Source organism: Corynebacterium afermentans subsp. lipophilum, from assembly GCF_030408375.1.
GTDB lineage: Bacteria > Actinomycetota > Actinomycetes > Mycobacteriales > Mycobacteriaceae > Corynebacterium > Corynebacterium lipophilum.
This window is the reverse complement of the sequence record NZ_CP046530.1, coordinates 2,011,262-2,030,074: the sequence shown is the minus strand read 5'-3', so window position 1 is coordinate 2,030,074 and position 18,813 is coordinate 2,011,262. Positions and strand designations below refer to the sequence as shown.

The window sequence follows — 18,813 nt, the reverse complement described above, 5'->3', positions numbered from 1 at the left end:
ATGATGCACACAGGTAAGAAAGCAATCGCGGCTGCAGTCGCACTCGGCCTCACCGCCGGCGTCACGCTGCCGGTTACCGCCGACGCAGCTGTGGACCTGTCGAAGAGCTACCAGGTCGGTGTGACCACAGGTTCAAACGAGGGTTTCCAAAACGTCGACGTGAACAAGGGCCGCGTGTCCTGGCTGATGTACAACAGCCTCTCCTCCGGCCTGATGCCCACGGCGTTCTACCTGGACGTCTACGCGGACGGCCAAAAGGTCGAATTCGCAGGCGAGAACACCAAGGTCCAGCCCGCCTCCAACAACGAAGGCGACGTTGTCACCCTGACCCACACCGACCCGAAGCTCGGCGTGGAGCTCGTGCGCACTTTCACCGTCACCTCGAAGGAAGTGGACGTGCGGGTGGAGCTGAAAAGCACCAGCGGCAAAAAGGATCTGAAGCTGGTGCTCACGGACGGACTGATGGCCTACGACTACCCGATCACCTCCGATGCGGCGGGCGCGAAGGGCTACACCATCGACGTTGGCGGCCGCTACCAGCTGCACACCAAGTTCGAGGGCGCCGATTCCACCGGCACCGGCAAAAGCCAGCATTCCGCAGAAGCAGGCGCGAACGACGGAGACAGCTACTTCGCGGGCGTGTGGGAGCGCCACGGCAAATCGCTGAGCGCGCGCATGACCATCGCCGGCGACGCGAACGAGGCGCTGAAGGATTCCGACGGCGACGGCCTGCCCGACGAGTGGGAAATCAACGGCTACACCGACGCCGACGGCAACCAGTTCCCGCTGCACCGCTGGGGCGCGGACCCGAACAAACCGGACCTTTTCCTCCAGCTGAACTGGATGAAGTCCGAGTGGGAGACCAAGGGCTGCTCTGAAAAGCGCCAGTACGCTGCCACTGAAGACGACTTCGGTCAGTTCCTGGAGTGCGCCGACGCGAACGTGAACGTCTACCGCCCGTCGCGCCAGATCCTCAACGACCTGGTGGACCTGTTCGACCGCCGCGGCTACAACCTGCACATCGACGCCGGCGACTACTACAGCAACATCCCGGGTATCGAACTCCAGGGTGGCGACACCATCGACTACGCGCCGATCTACTTCAAGGACGCCAACGGCCGCGCGGAGGTGCCCGGTGTGCGCCTGGTCAAGGACCGCAAGAACCTGCTGGGCGCGCGCCAGTCCGTCTTCCGCGTGGGCATCATCGGCGACCAGCAGGAGGTGGGCAACCTGTCCTCCGGCAACGGGCTGATCTCCGACGGCGCGTTCTACGTGGCCAAGAACTACCTGATGACGTCCCAGGAGCAGATGCGCAACACCATCCTCCACGAGTTCGGCCACAACCTGGGCCTGACCCACTCCGGCGCGTCTCAGGTGAAGAAGCCGGACAGCGCCTACGTGCCCAAGTACAAGTCCGTGATGAACTACCTGTACCAGTTCAGCCACTTCGACTACTCGGACAAGAACTCCACCGCCAACGACAACATCGGCATCCCGAAGTCCTGCTACGACGGCACCGCGCAGTGCTTCACCGGCAACTACAACATCGCCGCCGACTGGGACAACCTGGACGTGGTCAACGGTGAGATCGCTAAGGCCACCGGCTCCACCGGCGTGTCCGAGGACCCGTCGGAGTCCGGACACAGCCACCCGCGTGTGGACGAGCTCGTGGTCATGGCGGCAGAGGAGAACAACGGCAAGGCCGGCATCCGCGTTTTGGGCGAGCGCGAGGGCATCAAGAACGTCATCATCGCCAACCGCTCCGACTCCAAGGTGCACCTGGAGCTGTCCAACCTGGGCATCGACCTGCACGAATTCACCCTGCAGGTGGACTACCCGGGCGGCAAGTTCCGCGAGACGTACCCGGTGGAAGGCGCGCTGAAGGAACAGAGCAAGCTGTCGGTCGAGGTGCCGATCGCCAACACCGCCGGCTACAAGGATTCCTCCATGCCGGTGAAGTTCCGCGTGTACAACGCCAACGGCCACCTGGTCGCCGAGGAAACCAACGAGTTCTCCGTGCTCAACTACACCACCGAGCAGATGGACGAGCTGGTTAAGGAGCTGGAGAAGAACAATTCCGAGCACCTCCAGGCCGCGCGCGACACCGTGGGCAAGAAGGACCCGGCGAAGCCGACCCTGGCCAAGCCGGCACCGGTGCCTACCACCGCGAACCAGCCGGTGCAGCCCGGCACCCGCGGCCCTGCCGTAACCGAGCTCAACGGTGCGACTAAGTCCAAGCCGTCTTCGGCACCCGCTCCGAAGACGGGGGCGTCCCCGAGCCAGGAGGAGCCGACCCCGAAAACCAAGGGTGGCAAGGAGGCCGGCAGCAGCGCCGGCACGATCGTGGGCGTGATCATCGCCATCCTGGCGGTTGTCGGTCTCGGCGGCGCGGCAGCTGTCATGGGCGGTTTCATCTAAACCCGCCACCGCTGGAACGGCTGCCGTAATCCTGACAGATTACGGCAGCCGTTTGCGCTGACCTGGGCCGATGGGGGCCGGCTGACAGATTCCGCCGTGAAGTGTCGGCGGGCCAGCGGCCTCGCTCGGTTCCCGCCGCCCCGGCGGATTAATTCACCGCGCGATGAATAGATCTGCCTCAGGTTTTCGGCGACCTGCGGAAAATGAACAAATCAACCGCCAAAAGGGGATTTGTTCACCGACAGCACCCGGCCGGGGTGAACAAATTTGGGAACGGCGCCCAACCCCCTAGAACCAGGTGGCGGGGCGGACCTTGTTGGCGAGGTCCACCAGCGCGTACCGGTGCTTCGGGTACGGCGCCACTCGGGCTTGGTCCCGCAGCGTCTGGGCGAGGCCGCGGCGCAGCCCCCGGATGGTGAACGGGTACTCGAAGAGCGCCACGTTGGTCGACGCCTCGTGGGAACGCAGGTACGTCAGGCCGGCCTCGATGACGGCGACTTTGATCTGCAAAAACCGCGGTTCGGTGGAGGGGATCTGCTCCAGCCTGCGGGCGGCGAGCCGGATGTGGTCTTCAGTGGCGCCCTCCGTAACCAGGCACAAAATGGCGGTCAGCTGCGCCATGCGGTAGTGGCGCGACGCATTGGGGACCTTGTCCAGAGCCTTGATGGCCAGACCCACTTCGCGCTCGCACATGAGCATCCGGGCCAGGCCGAATGCGGAGGAGACGGTGGTGGGGTTGGTCATCCACACCAGCGCGTAGAGGCGGGTGGCGTGGAAGCGCAGCCCCTCGGGGGAGGTCACGGTCAGCGACCAGGTGCCGTCGGTGACGCCGTCGGCGGCCATGTGCTCGAACACGTCGTCCGGCACGTCGCGGAGGTGTTGGCTAAGGCCGGCTGCGGCGGGCGCGAGCTCGTCGTGAAGCAGCTCGCTCGATTGATACCCGCCCTCCTGCAGGAGGAGCTCGCTGACTGCGGCGAGGGCGAGTTTCGGTGCGGCCTCGCCGGGTAGCTGATTGAGCACTTCGGAGAAAGAGGTCTTAGCGGAGTTGAAGTCGCCCAACAGTGTCTCCACAACGCCCGCGTACCAGAAGTAGCGCCAGTTGTCGCCGAAGCGCTCCGAAAGTGAGCGCAGCCAGGTGCGCGCCTGGGTGGTCAGACCGAGGTCGAGCATGGTGCGCACGACTCCGAAGGGGATTTCCACGGAGTGCTCGTACTGCGGTGTGGTCATGGCTTGACGCAGCGTCTCCAGCGTTTCGCGCGGCTCGGCGTAGGAGGAGCCCTGCAGCATGGCGGCGCCGACGTCGTCGCGGTTGACCAGCGGCGACGGCAGAGCGGCAACGACTTCCTGCGGGGTGATGTCCACGCTACGGGCGATTCCGTCGATGAGCTGGTCGGTGCGGAAGACGAGGTGCTTTGTGCCGAACGTCGTACGTTGCGGGGAGAACAGGGAGTGCTGCGCGGGGTAGGTGCGCCCGTCGCGCACGGCGACGATTTCTCGCAGCACGCCGAGCATCTGCGCCTCCAGCTCGATCAGGCTGGTGAAGCGCTGCGCCGGGTCCTCGTTGCAGCAGCGGGCGAGCAAACGGTACAGGGAGGTGTATTGGCGAAACAGCGGCTCGTCGATGGGGGAGGGCAGGCCCGGGTCGTACACCCCGTCGGTCTGCGGCAGGTCCACCACCAGCGAGGCCAGCGTGCGGCCCACCGTGTACACGTCGGAGGATACGGAAGGCCCTTCGGTTGCCACCTCCGGCGCCTGGAACCCCTTCGTGCCGTAGATGAACCCGTAGGCGCCGATGCCGGAGACCGCGCCCATGTCGATGAGCTTGACCTGGTCTTCGGTGACGATGATGTTGTCCGGCTTCAGGTCGTTGTACACCACGCCGCGCGAGTGCAGGTAGTCCAGCGCCGGCAGCACTTCGAGCATGTACGCGATCGCGATGTCGGGTTGGAGCACCTTGCTTGTCGACGCATTCCGCCATGCCCGCAAACTCGGCCCGCCCACGTACTCCATGACAGTGAACCCGCCGGGCACGCGCGGATCGTCGATGAAGTTGAAGATCTGCACGATGCCGGGGTGGGCCATTTCCGCCAGGAACTCGCGCTCGGCCGCGGCAGCCGCCGCTTCGTCCGGGTTGTCTGTGGAGTGCAGCCCTTTGAGCACCACCACGCGCCCGGCCACGTGGTGGTCTTGCGCCAGGTAGATCCAGCCCATGCCGCCGTGGGCGATCACGCCCATGATTTCGTACTGGCTGGCCACCACGTCGCCCGGGTGCAGTGTCGGCGGGGCGATGCCCTTTTCCACCACGGCCGGCTCCGGGTCGATCAGCGCCTCTTTCGGTTCGGTGGGCTCCACCCAGGGCAGCTCAACCATGCCGTCGGCGACGACGCGGGTGGCGCGGCGGGTGCCGCGGCGCTCGCGGAACGTGTCGAGGGCGAGCCTGCGTGAGCGCTGGGAGGTGTCCTCGCGGTTGCTGCCCTTGCGCAGCTCGTCCAAGTCTTTGAGTAGGCCGGCCATTTCGCCCATGGCGGAGTAGTCCGTCTCGTCGTCGGCGAAGGGGTCAAACGCTACCGCCTCGGTGCCCGGCTCGGCGTCATCCTCATCATCCGCGAAGGGGTCGAAGGCCACCGCCTCGGTGTGCTGCTCCAGCGGGTCCTGTTCATTGCGTTCCGTGCTCACTGCCCCTCCTTGCGGTACATCAGCGGTGGCGGGGAGGACTCCGCGATGGAGCCTCCGAGCCAGGTGGAGTAGAGCTGCGACCACGTGCCGTCGTTACGCATCCGCTCCAGCGTCGTGTTGACCTGCCTCACCAGGTCCGCCTGGCCCTTCGGGATCCCCACGCCGTAGTACTGCGAGGCCAGCGTGCCCGGCAGGATCTTCGCGTACGGGTCCTGCGCGGACAAGCCCGCCAGGATGGAATCGTCCGCCATAATCGCGTCCGCCTGGAACTGCTGCGTAGCCATTAGGCAGTCGGACCAGGAGCGGGTGCGCAAAATCTCCGAATGCGGTGTGAACGTGCGCGCGATCTGGGTCAGGTTCGTGCCGTCGACGATGCACACCGTTTTGCCGCCCAGCTGGTTGATGTCGTCCACTCCCCGGTCCCGCGGCACCAGAACCCGCACGCCAGAGGTCAGGTACGGGGTGGAAAAATCGATCGACTCCGCGCGCTCCCGGGTAATAGACATGGTGCGGATGACAATGTCCACCTCGCCGTTGTTCAGCGCCTCGGCGCGCGCCGCCGAGTCCACAAACCGCAGGTCCAGGCGGTTGATCCCGGTGCTTTCCTCGTCGAAAATGTCCTCCGCGATCGCGCGGGCGAGGTCCACCTCCAGCCCGCGCAGCTCGCCGCTGGCGGTGTCGCGGAACGCCAGCAAGTACAGGGACTGGTCGATGCCCACCACCAGCCGGCCGCGGCGCTTGATGCGGTCTACGTTCGGGGTGGCTTCCTCGGCCTCGCGCGGATTGAGCGAGCCCTCCCATTCCAATTTCGACGACACGTAGGGTTCCGCCGGCACCCCCTGCGCGCCTTCGAGTGTCGCGCCGGGCGGCAGCGGCAGCAGCTCGCGGGTGGTGGAGGTTTCCTGCTCCGGGGCGATGGTGGCGCGCACCGGCGACGGCTCCTCGGAGCAGCCTGCCAGCGCCAGTACCAGCGCCGTTACAGCCGCCGCGCTCGCGGCCCACGTCGTTCTCATAAGTACTCACCCAGCCTTCTGCGGATGCCCAGCCACGTGCAGACCACAGCCAGCATGGACAAAAGCGCCACCACCGCGGAGACCTGCCGCGTCGCGTCCAACGAGGCGTCGATGTAGGCCTGCGTGCCTTCCCGGGAGGAGGCGATGAGTTTGGACAGCGCCGCGTCCAGGTCCCTGAACGGCGCCTCGCCCGCCCCGCCGCTGGAAACCAACAGGTCCGCCGCCTGTTCGTAGCTACCGGAGTTCAAAGCGCCGACCAGCTCGTTGTGCTCGTAGGACCAAGTGCGCAGGGCGTCGCGTGCGTCGTCGATAAGCTGCTGCTCCCCGCCGTACTCCTCAGCCGTTGCGAGCGCCGCGCTCACCGACGCATACGTCCCGTCAAACGCCCGGGACGAGTGCACCACCGACTGGCGGCGCAGCAGCGCGAACGTCTCGTCCGTGCGCGTCTGCAGCGCGTCGAAGCGGGCGACGGTGAGTTCCTCCCAGGGCTTCGCCGCCCGCTCATACTCCACCGAGCCGTTGCGCCAGGACTGGTAGTTCGACACAGAGGCCCAGCTCAGCGCCACCACCACCGCGAGGGTGCCGGCGAGAAAACCCTTGTTCAGGCGGCGGCGGAACACCCGCCACAGCCACCACTGCGTGAGCACGAGGAACCCGAGTGCAGCGACCAGGCCGGACAACGGCACCCACTGCGGCTCGGACAAGCGCCGCATCTCCTTCGCCACGTCCTCGCGGGTCAGCGCGTTGATCTCGGAGGCGGCCACCAGCATGCGGGTGCGCATGATGCTGGATGCCTCGGACATGTAGGCCACGCCCACCGGGTTGCCCATGCGCTGGTTCACCCGGGCGCGCTCGTTTAAGCCCGCGTAGACGGGAAGGTCCCGCTGGATTTCGCTGACCAGCTCCTCGATACGCTCGCTGGTGGCGGTGTCGGCCTCTACCGCGCCCTTGTAAATCTCGCTGGCGGAGCTGACCGCTGTGTCCAGCGCGGCGGAGTAGGCCTGCACGTCCTCGTGCGACAGCGGCCCGGGCTGGACAAACCCGCCCGCCGCGATGGTGTCGGCGCGCAGCAGGGAGGTGGAGAGCAGGTGGGCGGCCGCGCTCATCGGCTCCGTGGCCTCGCGCACCGTGTCCAGCGACTGGTTGCGGCTGGACATGGACTGGCTCATGGACAGCCCCGCCGCGAGCAGCATGGCGGTCAGCAGCACCATCACCACGATGAGCTTGCCCGGGGTGGTCTGCGCGAACGCGTGGCCGCGCCGTCCCATTCTTAAGGGGCCGGCGAGCGGGCCGTGGAGGACGCCGTGCAGCCGCGGGTGCGCCGGGCGCGCTTCGAGCTCGTCGAGCCACGCGTCGTCGCTCGGCCTGCTTTGCGTCACCATTCCGCAATGATAACTGTTCCCACCTACAGTGGGGGCCATGCTTGGCGACGGAAACGGCTGGGTCACCACACCCGACGGCACAAAACTCTGGGGGCGCTTCGGCGCCGCCGGCCTTTTTCTCATCGCCGGTCAGGGAGCAGACGCGAAAGTGCTGCTGCAGCATCGCGCCACCTGGACCGCCCAGGGCGGAACCTGGGGCATCCCCGGCGGCGCCCGCGACAGCCACGAAACCCCAGCGCAGGCGGCGGTGCGCGAGTCCGTGGAGGAGTGCGCCATCGACCCGGAGCGTATCAACGTAGTCGAGGAAGTAGTCACCACGGAGCTGCCGGAGTGGAGCTACACCACCGTCATCGCGCTGTGCCAGGCGCCGCTGGCCGTGACCGCCAACGAGGAATCGGAGGAACTGCGTTGGGTTGGCCTGCATGAGGTTTCGGGGTTTGAGCTGCACCCGGGCTTCGCGGCCTCGCTCAGCAGTGTGCTCGCCAAAGCCATGGTGCATACTGAACCGCATGATTGAAGTGCAAGGCCTGACCAAACGGTACGGCGCCGTCCAAGCGGTTGACGACCTCACGTTCACCGTCAAACCCGGCGTCGTCACCGGCTTCCTCGGCCCCAACGGCGCAGGTAAATCCACCACCATGCGCATGATCTTGGGCCTGGACCGCCCCACATCCGGCACCGCGCTCATCGACGGCGTGCCCTACCGCCAGCTTCCCAACCCCGCGCGCAAAGTGGGCGCGCTTCTCGACGCTAAAGGCGTCCACCCCAACCGCTCCGCCCGCGCCAGCCTGCTCTGGCAAGCGCAAGCCGCCGGGCTGCCGCGCACCCGCGTGGACGAAGTGCTCGAGCTGGTGGGCTTAAGCGACGTCGCCGGCAAACACGTCGGCGGGTTCTCCCTCGGCATGGGCCAGCGCCTCGGCATCGCGGCGGCGCTGCTCGGCGACCCGGAGTACCTGATCCTGGACGAGCCCGTCAACGGCCTCGATCCTGCCGGCATCCGCTGGGTGCGCGGGCTGTTGCAGTCCCTGGCGGCCGAGGGGCGCACCGTGCTCGTGTCCTCCCACCTGCTCGCCGAGATGGCGCAGACCGCCGAAGACCTGATCATCATCGGCCGCGGCCGCCTGGTTGCCAACACGTCCATGGCCGAGTTCATCCGCGCAAACTCGGGCGTGACCACCATCGTGCGCACACCCACAGAAGACGCCGCCGCCTCCTTGGCCGCCGCGCTGCAGCACGCCGACACGGCCATGCCCTTCACACGGGCCGTGGACGCCGACGGCCGCGCCGTGTTCGAAATCCCGGACCGCACCTCCGACGACGTCGGCCGCGTCGCCTTCGCCGCCGGGGTGCCGCTGTCCGAGCTCGCCGAGCGCCGCGCCTCCCTGGAAGAGGCCTACATGCAATCCACCGAGGGCCACGCCCAGTACGTCTCCGGAGGTACCAATGCTTAACCTGTTTCCCGCCGAGTGGACCAAACTGCGCTCCACCGCCTCCTTCTGGTGGACCTCCGCGCTGATCATCGCCTTCGGCGCCTTCTACGGAGCCCTGTTCGGCACCGCATCCAAACTCGGCGGCATGCCGTACGCGCCCTTGACCGTCGCCGCCACCATGGCGCTGACCACCGCGATCATCGTGATCGTGCAGGCATCCATGACCGTGACCACCGAGTACCGCTTCGGCATCCCGTCGACAAACTTCAGGGTTGCTCCGAAGCGGTGGCAGGTGGCCGTCGCAAAGCTTGTGCTCGGTGCTGCGCTGGCCGCTTTGCTGACCTTCTTCGGGCTTGTCGTCGCCTTCGCAATCGGCGATCTCACCGCGCCCGTGCCCGCGAACTGGGTGAGCAACACCGCTTCCCGCCGCGCCCTGTGGGCCATCCCCCTCGGCATGGCCCTGATCACCCTGTTCCAGCAGGGGGTCGGCTGGATCGTGCGCAACACCTCGGGCGCCGTGGTCACCGGCATGGGCATGATGCTGCTGGTGGAATCTATCGTCAGCTTCATCCCGCGCTACGGCGCCGACGTGGCCAAGTTCCTGCCGTTTGGCAACCTCATGGCGTTCATGACCAACAGCCCCACCCAGGACTGGACACTGCCCGTGTCGCTGCTGATCTTCGCCGTGTGGGCTGTGGTGGCTTGGATCGTCGGCGTGGTGCTGCTGGAGACCCGCGACGCGTAGCGGGGTTCTGCGCTTCGGGCTTGGGCTCCCGCCCCTCCACGCACTCCCGCCGCCCCTCCTCCCGTAAATGGTGAAAGGCCGATGGTGAAAATCCGCTAATCCGCGCGGATTCACCATCGGCCTTTCACCATCTGTGCGGGGCGCGTGATCCTCAGCTACGATCACCCTGGGAACAACGAACGGGGGGTTCGAAATGGATGGCGCTCGCAAAAATGAGCTGCTGGAGATGCTTGTCGACGTCCGCAGGGTCACCGCCCACGACCACACCACGCATTCCCGCATCAGAAGTGGACAGCTGCGCCAACTGACCAAATCGCTCTACGTCGAAGCGTCAGAGTGGAAAAAGCTGGAGCCGTATGAGCAGGAGTTTCTCCGGTGCTGCGCCGCATCCAGGCAAAGCACCAAGGCCGTCCTTGTCGGCTTTTCCGCAGCGCGGGTCTGTGGAGTGTGGGTGCACTACGACACCAAACCAGGCGTGCAGGTCGCGCTTCCGAGCGGAAAGCCACCGTCGGCGAAGGCGCAGAGCCCGGGCATCGATTACAAACGCATGGCCGTCCCGGATGAGGACGTGTTCGATCGTGCGGGTGTAAGGTTCACCAACGCAATCCGTACCGCCATCGACATCGCGCGAAGCTCCGGGGAACGGTCCGGCATCGTTGCCTTTGAAAGCCTGCTGACGCGGTGCTCAGACTCCGAGGCCGACCTCATCCGTGAGGAATGCGCCGCAATGATGCAGCGTATGAGGGGGACGAAGGGCATTGGAAAGGCGCGACATGCGCTTGCCAAAGCGACTAACCGCTCAGAGTCGACCTACGAAACGCTGCTGCGTCTCATCTTGGAGAAGTGCGGTATCAAGTGCCACGCCCAGGTAATCATTGGCCCGTACCGGGTGGACCTCCTCTTTGGTGACCTGATCATTGAAGTCGACGGTTGGGAGAAGACGAAGAAAAAGCCAGCAGAAGCGTACGCGAAACAGATCAACCGCGAGAACTGGCTGAAGGAGCAAGGGTACAAGGTCATTCGAGTAACCCCTAAAGAGATTGACCGCAACGAGGTGCTTGTAGTGCGCCGCGTCCTGGACATGCTCGAAGTGGAGTCACAGACCCTGCGCCAGGTTCCGCGCCTTCACCAGCCGACGGGGCCGAGCCGGCAGGAGTTCTTTCCCGCAGCTTTGGCGGCACGGCTGGGGGTCTAGCCGCAGATGGTGAAAACCAAGTGGTGAAAATCCGCCGATCTGCGACGGATTCACCATCGGCCTTTCACCATTTGCGGGCTGGGGCGGTGGGGTGAGGCGGGGCACCACCACGCGCCACCGAGCACCACCAAGCGCGAAACCCCTACTGCAGCGCGGACGTCAGCTTCAGCACGTTGTCCACGTACCGCCGGTACCAGGGCCTGCGCGACCACCGCTCCAGCGTCAGCTCGCGCGAGACGGCCTGGTAGTTCGCGCCCAGCTGCTCCAGCGCCGTAATCAGCTCGCCGGAGGCGACGAGCAGGGAGGATTCGTAGTTCAGCGAGAACGAGCGGATGTCCATGTTGGAGGATCCGAGCACGCCGACTGCGCCCTCGCGCCCCGGATCCGCCAGCACGAACTTGCTGTGCAGCACGTACGGCGCGGGGAATTCCCAGATGCGCACCCCGGCCTTCAGCAGCGACTCGTAGTAGGCGGATTGCGCGTGCTGCACCATGAACTGGTCGGCCTTTTCGCCGACGAACAGGTCGACGCGCACGCCGCGGTAGCACGCGGAGGTGATGGCCTCCAGCAGCGACTCCTCGGGGACGAAGTACGGCGAGCACAGCGTGAGCTGCTCTTTCGCGTTGTGGACGATCGAGTTGAACATGCGCAGGTTCGGCTCGGTGAGGTAGCCGGGCCCGGAGGGGACGAGCTGGAGCACGTCGCCATTGCTTGTCGACGTTTCCTCCGACGTCCTCGCCATATCCAAACGTTCGCCGGATTCGGTGTACCAGTCCACGGCGAACATGGACTCGATGGACTCCACGATCGGCCCCTCCAGCTCCGCGAACGCGTCCACCCACTGGCGGCCCGCCCTCACGTGCCCGGGCATGAGGTAGCCGCGGTCGATGAGGTTGAACGAGCCGACGAACGCCACCTTCGAGTCGATGACCACGACTTTGCGGTGGTTGCGCAGGTCGGGGCGGCGCCAGCGCCCGCGCAGTGGGGCCAGTGGCAGCATCATGTGCCAGTCCACGCCGATGTCGGTCAGACGCCGCTTCAGTTTCCTAAACCCGGGGTATTTGGCGGAGCCGATGTGGTCGAAAAGCAGACGCACGTGCACACCGCGTGCGACGGCGCGCTGCAGCGCCCGGAACACCACGTCCGTCGTGTCGTCCCAGGCGACGGCGTAGATTTCGATGGAGATGGAGGCGGATGCTTCGTCGATAAGCTTGGCAATGCGGAGCATGGTCTTGCGGTAATCCGCCCACAGCGCGCGCACCTCGCCGCGGACGGCGGGGTAGCCGGTGAGCTCGCGGTTGAGGCGGACCAGCGAGGCGGTTTCGGGCGGCAGGTGCGCGATGGTGCTGTCGGGGCCCGCCCACGCCCCGTCCAGCACGCGGCGCGCCTCAACTTGGATGCGGTGGCGGCGCCGGGAGACGAACGTGGAGCCGAACAGCAGGTACAGCGGCAGGCCCACCACCGGCAGGAGCAGAATCAACAGCAGCCACGCGTTGGCCGAGGACGGCTTGCGCCCGCCGGGCACCACGCCGATCATCACGAACTTGATGGCGTAGTCCACGACCATCGCCGCGAACTGCCACCAGGAAAGATCCAGGCTCATCGCACCTCGTCGTAGGCCAGGCCGCGGGTGTCGTAGTCCACGATCACGGGCGCGTGGTCGGACGCGCCCTTGCCCTTGCGCTCCTCCACGTCCACGAACGCGCGCTGGACTCGCTCGAACATGGGCTTGGTGGCCAGCTGGAAGTCGATGAGCATGCCCTCGTTCTTCTGAAACCGCATGGCCTTGTAGTCCCAGAACGAGTACTGGTCTTCGTGCGTGACCTCGTGCAGTCCGGCCTCGAGCAGCATCTGGAACGCGGCGCGCTCGGGCTCCGTCACGTGCGTTTTGCCCTCGAACCACGACACGTCCCACACATCCTCGTCGCGGGGCGCGACGTTGAAGTCGCCCATGTACACCTGCAGCTCCCCGGGCTGGACCTGATCGGCCAGGGACCAGAGGAACTGCAGTTTGTAGTCGTAGTGCGGGTCGCCGATTTCGCGGCCGTTGGGCACGTACAGGCTCCACACGTCCACCCCGCCACACACCGCCCCCACGGCGCGCGCCTCCACAGACGGGGCGCCTTTTTTGGCAAACGCGGGTTGGCGCTCGAAGCTGTTGCGGACGTTGTCCAGCCCCACGCGCGAGGCGATGGCCACGCCGTTCCACTGGCTGACCCCCACGTGCGCGACCTCGTAGCCTGCGGCTTCAAAGGTGGCGTAGGGGAATTTGCTGTCTGCGGTTTTGGTTTCCTGCATCGCCAGCACGTCCACGTCCTCGCGTTCGAGGAAGGCGGCGATCCGCTCGGCGCGTGTGCGCACCGAGTTGACGTTCCATGTGGCGATTCGCATGCGGCCTAGCCTAGCGCCAGCCGCCTACGGTGGTGCTCCAGCGCCCCTTCGGGCACATTGCCTATCGACGTCACACCAAAGGCCTCCCCCGCAACCCACACGACCTGCTCGTCCTGGAGCTCCCACGCGTGGTCGAGCACTTTCAACGCCGGTTTGCCGATCCGCTCGGGGATGGTCAGCCGCACCGGCAGGCCACGCTGGTCGTAGAAGGACCGGATGGCGTCGATAGGCAACGGCTCGAAGCCCGCCGAAGGTCCGAGCGGGACTGCGGAGTTGGCCTCCTCGGTGTCGCCGGTGCGCATGAGCCAGCCGCTGGCCCACGCCCAGTCGCGCACGTTGAGGCGGTCTGCGATGCGTTTTTCCAGCTCGCGGATTTCGGAATTACGCACCGTGCGCGGCGAGAGTTTCTTGATGATGTGCAGGTCCGTGACCTCAATCGCCTCCTTTGAGGAGGGAAAGCCGCCGACCTCCTGCGGGCGGATCACCAGCGGGTCGAGGCTGAGCACGTGCCCGATGATGTCGCTGGCGTGCTCGCCGCGGCGCTGGCGCACCACGACGCGGTCGCCCACCGCCACCTCGTCCGAGCGAAAAATCCGGGACACGTCTACTTGCGGGCCCCGCGCGGGCGGATCGCGCCGGTGAGCACCAGGGCCGCGCCGATCATCAGCGACAGCATGCCGATGGCGATCAGGGCGCGCATCGGGGTGCCGGTGTCGGCGAGGTCGCCGTCGCGCTCGTCGTCATCCTCGGTCGTGGTGGTCGACGACGTCTTTGAGGAGGACGAGGTCGTCGACGAGGAGGAGGTTGTCGAGCTGGACGTTGCCGACGTGGTGCGGTTTTCCAGCACCGAGCGGGCGGAGCTGCTCGAAGTCGACGAGGTGGCCGTGGTGGTCGCCGATGAGTCGGTGGTGGTCGACGTTGCGGACGTTTCAGTCTCCGTGGCCGTACTCGTGGTTTCCGACGTCGTTTCCGGGGTGGTGGTCTCGGTCGTGGTGGACTCGGTGTCGCTGTCCTGGAGGCGCTCCACGCGGTGGGTCACCTCGGGGGCGAACGTGGCGGAGGTGGTGCTCGACGGGGTGGTGGTCGGCGGGGTGGTGGTCGGCTCCTCGACCACCGTCGGCTTGGTCACCGACGGCACCACCGTCGGTTCAGCGCGATCCGCGTCGCTGCCGGGGATGCCGTACACGATCGGGGCGTCGCCGGCCTCGGAGCGCTCGAACGCGTCAAACGCGGTGGTGCCCAGGATCCCGTCGAGGCCCTCGATGGGTGCGGGCACGACCACTGGTGCGTCGTCAGGCAGAAGCTCCGCGCGCAACTCGCGCACGCCGGCGCGCTCGCGCTTGAGCGTTTTCGCGGCTTCGTCGAAGGTGGCCTTTTCCTCCTCGGTCAGGCCGTCTTCCGCGGCTTCTTCGCGCAGCTCTGTCAGCTCGTCTGCGGCTGCGATGAGCTCCTTGCGCCAGGCGATGAGCACGTCTCGGACCTCGTCGTCCGTCTCCGCGCTGTTGATGGCGGTGATGGAGGACTCGTGGGTGGCGGAGACGTCGTCAAGCAACTGCTCAACTGGCTCCGCGGGCGTCGCGGGGGTGAGGGTGAGCGACGCGGCGGCGATGGCGGCGGGGATACGCATGGCGAATATCTTAGCGCGTTAATCGTCGTGGCCGAACGGATCTTCGTCCGTGCCCGGAAGCCAGGTGTGGCCGGCTTCCTTCCAGCCGTTATCGCGGATCACGCGTTTGGCTTCCTTCTTGTAGCGGCCGGTGAGCACGTCGGTGTACAAGAAGCCGTCCAGGTGGCCGGTCTCGTGCTGCAGGCAGCGGGCGAAAAAGCCGGTTCCCTCGACCTCGATCTCGTTGCCGTTTTCGTCCAGGCCGGTCACCTTCGCCCAGTCCGCGCGGCCGGTGGGCCAGCCGTAGCCCGGCACGGACAGGCATCCTTCGTCGTCTTCGCCGGTGTCCGCGGGCATGGTTTTCGGGATCTCGGAGGTCTCGAGCACCGGGTTGATCACGGTGCCGCGGCGCATCTGGTCGCCGTCCGGGCAGTGGTAGACGAAGATGCGCAGCGGCACGCCGATCTGGTTGGCGGCCAGGCCCACGCCGTGGGCGGCGTCCATGGTTTCGTGCATGTCAGCGATGAGCTCTTGCAGCTCCTCGACGGGCTGCGTGACTTCCTTGGTCGGTTCGTGCAGCACCGGGTCGCCGTGGATAACGATGGGTCGGATGGTCATGCCAATATATTAGGCATGCTTTCAGACACCGACCTTTCCGTGCTCCGCTTCGCCGCGCGCGCCCCCAGGTCGATCGGTGCGCGCGAGGACGCGGTGCGCTCTGAGCTGGGCATGCAGCCCATCCGCTACTACCAGCATTTGAACCGGTTGCTGGACTCGCCCGAGGCGCTCGCGGCCGAGCCTCAGCTCGTGAGGCGTTTGCAAAGGCTTCGCGACGGCCAAAGGTCCCCCAACCTCTAGTTCAACTTTACGGTGTGTTGCCCCTGCTTCCCGCAGCAGTGTGGTTAGAGTTGCCGATGTGACTAACGACAACTTTGGCAACAACCGCCCCGACTCCGGCTCCACGCGCTACACAGGAAACTCCTACGAAGGCGCGTACGACGCCGAGCCGATCGACGCTGAAATCGTCGACGATTACCCCGCTTCCGGCGCCGACACCGAGTACCGCGGTGCCCACCGCCGCGACGACGACTCCGAGTACATCGAGGACGTCGATTACGCCGCTGGTGCAGGTGCCGCAGCAGGTGCCGCTGGTGCTGGCTCCCGCTCCCGCAACGCCGACGACGCCATCTACGAGGAGCCCTACGACGAGGAGCCGAAGGGACGCGGTAAGGCAGCTGCTGCTGGCGGTGCCGCGGAAGGTGGCCTGCCAAAGCGCGGCCTGGCGATGATCCTGATCGCCGTGGCGGCGCTGCTGGCGCTGTGGGGCATTTGGAAGATGACGCAGGACGGCAACGGCGGCGACGGCGAAGGTGAAGGGGCCGCGCCGACCTCGTCGACCGTGGTGGGCACCTCCCAGGCCGCCCCCGCCGGCGACGGCGCAGGCTCCCCCGCCGCCCCGGCCCCGGCGGGCGACCCGAACGCGCAAAACACCGCAACCGTCACCGACACCGTCCGCGCCGACGACCCGAACGCCCAGGACCCGAACGCCCAGGATCCGAACGCGCAGCGTCCGGAAGACGCCGAGGCGCAGGGCGAAAACGGCCAGCCGGCACCGGCACCCGCTCCTGCGGACGCGGGCCTCGACAACGCGTCGGCCCAGGTGTACGTCTACAACAACTCCGGCACCCCGGACCTGGCTAGCCGCACCGCCGACCAGCTGAAGGGCCAGTACAACGTGGCCAACAACTCGACCGACGCCGCAGTGATGAACATGCCGGAGCAGGTCTACGGCATGTTCCCGGAGACCTACGTCTTCTTCGACCCAGCCGTGCCGGGTGCCGAGCAGGTTGCGGCCGACATCGCCCGCCGAGTCGGCGGTGCGGCCCGCGCGAAGGGTGACCTCCCCGAAGGCGCGACGGGCATCCCGGAGCAGGCCGCGAACAACAGCGCTGCCGTGGCGGTGGTCCTGGCGGGCTAGCTCTGCGGAGTCTTCCCCGCAAAACCGGCTACCTAGAACCGGTTACCAAGCGAAAATGAAGCTGGTAGCCGGTTCCAGGTAGCCGGTTTCGGCATTTTGACTGCGTGAGCCGCCGCAAACCCAAAACCAACCAACGCCGCCCGCGCATATAAAACAGCTTCTGGCACCCGCCCAGGGCCCGGCAGAGGATAGGCTCGTCGTCTATGGATCCATTCCGCGATTTTGCCAGGTCTGACGGCCCCACCCTCGGCGTCGAGTGGGAGATTTGCCTCGTCGACCCGGTCACGCGCGACCTGGTGCCCCGCGCCGCAGAGGTGATCGAGGAGGTGCAGGCCCGCCACCCGGACATCCACCTCGAGCCGGAGTTCCTGCAGAACACCATCGAGTTGGTCACCCCGATCTGCGCGAACACCAAAGAGGCCATCCAGGCGCTCCAGCGCGACCTCAACGCGGTCAAGGAGGTCGCCGACGAGATGGGCCTGAAGCTCTGGGCAAGTGGCGGCCACCCGTTTTCGGATTTCCGCACGAACCCGCTGAGCCCGAAGCACACGTACGAGGAGATCGTCAACCGCACGCAGTATTGGGGCCAGCACATGTTGTTGTGGGGCATCCACTGCCACGTGGGCATCAGCCATGAGGACAAGGTGTGGCCGATCATCAACGCGGTGATGACTAAGTACCCGCACTTGCTCGCCATTTCCGCGTCGAGCCCGGGCTGGGACGGCATTGACACTTCTTACGCGTCGAACCGCACGATGCTCTACCAGCAGTTGCCCACCGCGGGCATGCCGTACCAGTTCCAGAGCTGGGACGAGTGGGTCGATTTCATGCGCGATCAGCAGACGTCGGGCGTGATCAACCACACCGGGTCCATGCATTTCGACGTGCGTCCGGCCGCGAAGTGGGGCACCGTCGAGGTGCGCATTTCGGACGCCACGAGCAACTTGCGCGAGCTCGCGGCCGTCGTGGCGCTGACGCACTGCCTGGTCGTCCACTACGACCGCATGCTCGAACGCGGCGAAAAGCTGCCGAGCCTGCAGCAGTGGCATGTCGCGGAGAACAAGTGGCGAGGCGCCCGCTATGGCATGGACGCCCTGGTCATCACTAGTCGTGCCACCGACGAGGACTGGGTGAAGCACGAGTTGCAGTTGCTTATCGACGAGCTCACGCCCGTCGCCGCCGACCTCGATTGCGTCGACGAGCTGAACTTGGTCCGCGAGATCATCGAGCGCGGCGCGGGCTACGAGCGCCAGCGCGCGATTTACCAGCGCACCGGGGATTGGAAGGACGTCGTGGACGCGACCTGCGCGGAGATGTGGGAGCTTAGCCTTTAGGGTTGACGCGGCGCGGGTGGTAGCTGGCGGGGCGGTCGTTGCGTGTGAGCTGCTCGTCGTCGCCGTAGAGGCCTTCGCGTCGCGCGATGCGGCCGAGGCGCTGCGCGGTGACGGGGCTGGTCATCAGGGCGAATATCACAAGCAGCACCATCATGCCGATGTCGCCGCGTTCGTGGACGCTGAAGCCCTCGGCGGTGACGACGCGGATGATGGTGCCGGTGATCATGAGCACCAGGCCGGTGGTCTGGGGTTTGGTGATGGCATGCACGCGCGCCAGCGTGGAGTTGAACCGGGCGGTGCCCACGGCGGCGGAAAAGACCATGAACGCGCCTGGGAGAATAAACAGCAGGGAAATGACGTCGGCGATCATAGGGAACCGTCCCTCTTGCGGAAGCGGGCGACGGACAGGGTGGCAACGAAGCCGAGCAGGGCGATGACGATCATGACGTTGACCACCGTGGTGTCCAGCGTCCAGCAGATGTACAGGGCGAGGGCGCATTGGAGGGAGGCGGTGATGCCGTCGTTGGCCAGCATGCGGTCCATGGAGTCGGGGCCGACGATGGCGCGCCAGGCGAAGATGAAAAATCCGGCGACGAGGAACACGGCGGCCACGGTGAGGCAGACGGTGTAGGCGGTGCTGTGCAT

General features: G+C 66.3%; 18 protein-coding genes. 8 read left to right on the top strand and 10 right to left on the bottom strand.

Annotated features, from left to right (window positions below; genetic code table 11):
• Nucleotides 1-2,418 carry a hypothetical protein gene (locus CAFEL_RS09725; RefSeq protein WP_194560639.1) on the top strand — a complete coding sequence of 806 codons (2,418 nt, stop codon included), beginning with the start codon at nt 1-3 and terminating at the stop codon, nt 2,416-2,418.
• Nucleotides 2,419-2,706: 288 nt separating this feature from the next.
• Here CAFEL_RS09725 and CAFEL_RS09720 read toward each other — a convergent pair whose 3' ends face one another.
• The 3 genes from CAFEL_RS09720 to CAFEL_RS09710 are packed head-to-tail and all read right to left on the bottom strand — an operon-like array spanning nt 2,707 to nt 7,489.
• Entirely contained in the window at nt 2,707-5,094 is a 2,388-nt protein-coding gene (locus CAFEL_RS09720) for a serine/threonine protein kinase (RefSeq protein ID WP_290172028.1), read from the bottom strand.
• A complete protein-coding gene (locus CAFEL_RS09715) occupies nt 5,091-6,107 on the bottom strand; it encodes a glutamate ABC transporter substrate-binding protein (RefSeq protein ID WP_194560641.1) in 1,017 nt (338 codons plus the stop codon). Before CAFEL_RS09715 ends, CAFEL_RS09720 begins: the two co-directional genes overlap by 4 nt.
• On the bottom strand, nt 6,104-7,489 hold the full coding sequence (locus tag CAFEL_RS09710; protein ID WP_194560642.1) for a GlnX family signal transduction membrane protein: 1,386 nt from the start codon (nt 7,487-7,489) through the stop codon (nt 6,104-6,106). The genes CAFEL_RS09715 and CAFEL_RS09710 overlap by 4 nt, the downstream gene beginning before the upstream one ends.
• A gap of 37 nt (nt 7,490-7,526) precedes the next feature.
• Here CAFEL_RS09710 and CAFEL_RS09705 point away from each other — a divergent pair, with 37 nt between their 5' ends.
• The 4 genes from CAFEL_RS09705 to CAFEL_RS09690 all read left to right on the top strand — a co-directional run bounded on the left by CAFEL_RS09705 (nt 7,527) and on the right by CAFEL_RS09690 (nt 10,859).
• Nucleotides 7,527-8,006, top strand: coding sequence for an NUDIX domain-containing protein (locus CAFEL_RS09705; protein ID WP_194560643.1), 480 nt, complete (start codon nt 7,527-7,529; stop codon nt 8,004-8,006).
• The gene (locus CAFEL_RS09700; RefSeq protein ID WP_194560644.1) at nt 7,999-8,940 is read left to right on the top strand and encodes an ABC transporter ATP-binding protein; all 942 of its coding nucleotides are present in this window, start codon (nt 7,999-8,001) and stop codon (nt 8,938-8,940) included. Before CAFEL_RS09705 ends, CAFEL_RS09700 begins: the two co-directional genes overlap by 8 nt.
• Complete coding sequence (locus tag CAFEL_RS09695) at nt 8,933-9,664, top strand: ABC transporter permease (RefSeq protein WP_194560645.1); 732 nt, start codon at nt 8,933-8,935, stop codon at nt 9,662-9,664. Before CAFEL_RS09700 ends, CAFEL_RS09695 begins: the two co-directional genes overlap by 8 nt.
• Before the next feature lie 193 nt (nt 9,665-9,857).
• Nucleotides 9,858-10,859, top strand: coding sequence for an endonuclease domain-containing protein (locus CAFEL_RS09690; protein WP_194560646.1), 1,002 nt, complete (start codon nt 9,858-9,860; stop codon nt 10,857-10,859).
• Nucleotides 10,860-11,001: 142 nt separating this feature from the next.
• On the opposite strand, the gene CAFEL_RS09685 is transcribed toward CAFEL_RS09690, so the two are convergent.
• The 5 genes from CAFEL_RS09685 to CAFEL_RS09665 are packed head-to-tail and all read right to left on the bottom strand — an operon-like array spanning nt 11,002 to nt 15,474.
• Nucleotides 11,002-12,462 (bottom strand): phospholipase D-like domain-containing protein, encoded by a 1,461-nt coding sequence (locus CAFEL_RS09685; protein ID WP_194560647.1) that lies wholly within the window; start codon nt 12,460-12,462, stop codon nt 11,002-11,004.
• On the bottom strand, nt 12,459-13,250 hold the full coding sequence (locus CAFEL_RS09680; protein WP_194560648.1) for an exodeoxyribonuclease III: 792 nt from the start codon (nt 13,248-13,250) through the stop codon (nt 12,459-12,461). The genes CAFEL_RS09685 and CAFEL_RS09680 overlap by 4 nt, the downstream gene beginning before the upstream one ends.
• A gap of 5 nt (nt 13,251-13,255) precedes the next feature.
• Nucleotides 13,256-13,852: a GNAT family N-acetyltransferase, cg3035/Rv0428c family gene (locus CAFEL_RS09675; RefSeq protein ID WP_194560649.1), complete on the bottom strand. Its 597-nt coding sequence runs from the start codon at nt 13,850-13,852 to the stop codon at nt 13,256-13,258.
• A gap of 2 nt (nt 13,853-13,854) precedes the next feature.
• Nucleotides 13,855-14,877 (bottom strand): hypothetical protein, encoded by a 1,023-nt coding sequence (locus CAFEL_RS09670; protein ID WP_194560650.1) that lies wholly within the window; start codon nt 14,875-14,877, stop codon nt 13,855-13,857.
• An 18-nt stretch (nt 14,878-14,895) separates the two neighbouring features.
• Nucleotides 14,896-15,474 carry a peptide deformylase gene (locus tag CAFEL_RS09665; protein ID WP_035000125.1) on the bottom strand — a complete coding sequence of 193 codons (579 nt, stop codon included), beginning with the start codon at nt 15,472-15,474 and terminating at the stop codon, nt 14,896-14,898.
• Between the two features lie 15 nt (nt 15,475-15,489).
• On the opposite strand from CAFEL_RS09665, the gene CAFEL_RS09660 reads away from it, so the two are divergent.
• The 3 genes from CAFEL_RS09660 (at nt 15,490) to CAFEL_RS09650 (ending at nt 18,168) form a co-directional block, all read left to right on the top strand.
• Nucleotides 15,490-15,714 (top strand): DUF3263 domain-containing protein, encoded by a 225-nt coding sequence (locus CAFEL_RS09660; RefSeq protein ID WP_194560651.1) that lies wholly within the window; start codon nt 15,490-15,492, stop codon nt 15,712-15,714.
• A 58-nt stretch (nt 15,715-15,772) separates the two neighbouring features.
• Nucleotides 15,773-16,834, top strand: a complete 1,062-nt coding sequence (locus tag CAFEL_RS09655) for a LytR C-terminal domain-containing protein (RefSeq protein WP_194560652.1) — start codon at nt 15,773-15,775, stop codon at nt 16,832-16,834.
• A gap of 203 nt (nt 16,835-17,037) precedes the next feature.
• A complete protein-coding gene (locus CAFEL_RS09650) occupies nt 17,038-18,168 on the top strand; it encodes a glutamate--cysteine ligase (RefSeq protein ID WP_194560653.1) in 1,131 nt (376 codons plus the stop codon).
• On the opposite strand, the gene CAFEL_RS09645 is transcribed toward CAFEL_RS09650, so the two are convergent.
• Nucleotides 18,158-18,538, bottom strand: a complete 381-nt coding sequence (locus CAFEL_RS09645; RefSeq protein ID WP_194560654.1) for a monovalent cation/H(+) antiporter subunit G — start codon at nt 18,536-18,538, stop codon at nt 18,158-18,160. The two genes, CAFEL_RS09650 and CAFEL_RS09645, sit on opposite strands and share 11 nt — an antisense overlap.
• Nucleotides 18,535-18,813 carry a monovalent cation/H+ antiporter complex subunit F gene (locus tag CAFEL_RS09640; protein ID WP_035000119.1) on the bottom strand — a complete coding sequence of 93 codons (279 nt, stop codon included), beginning with the start codon at nt 18,811-18,813 and terminating at the stop codon, nt 18,535-18,537. Before CAFEL_RS09640 ends, CAFEL_RS09645 begins: the two co-directional genes overlap by 4 nt.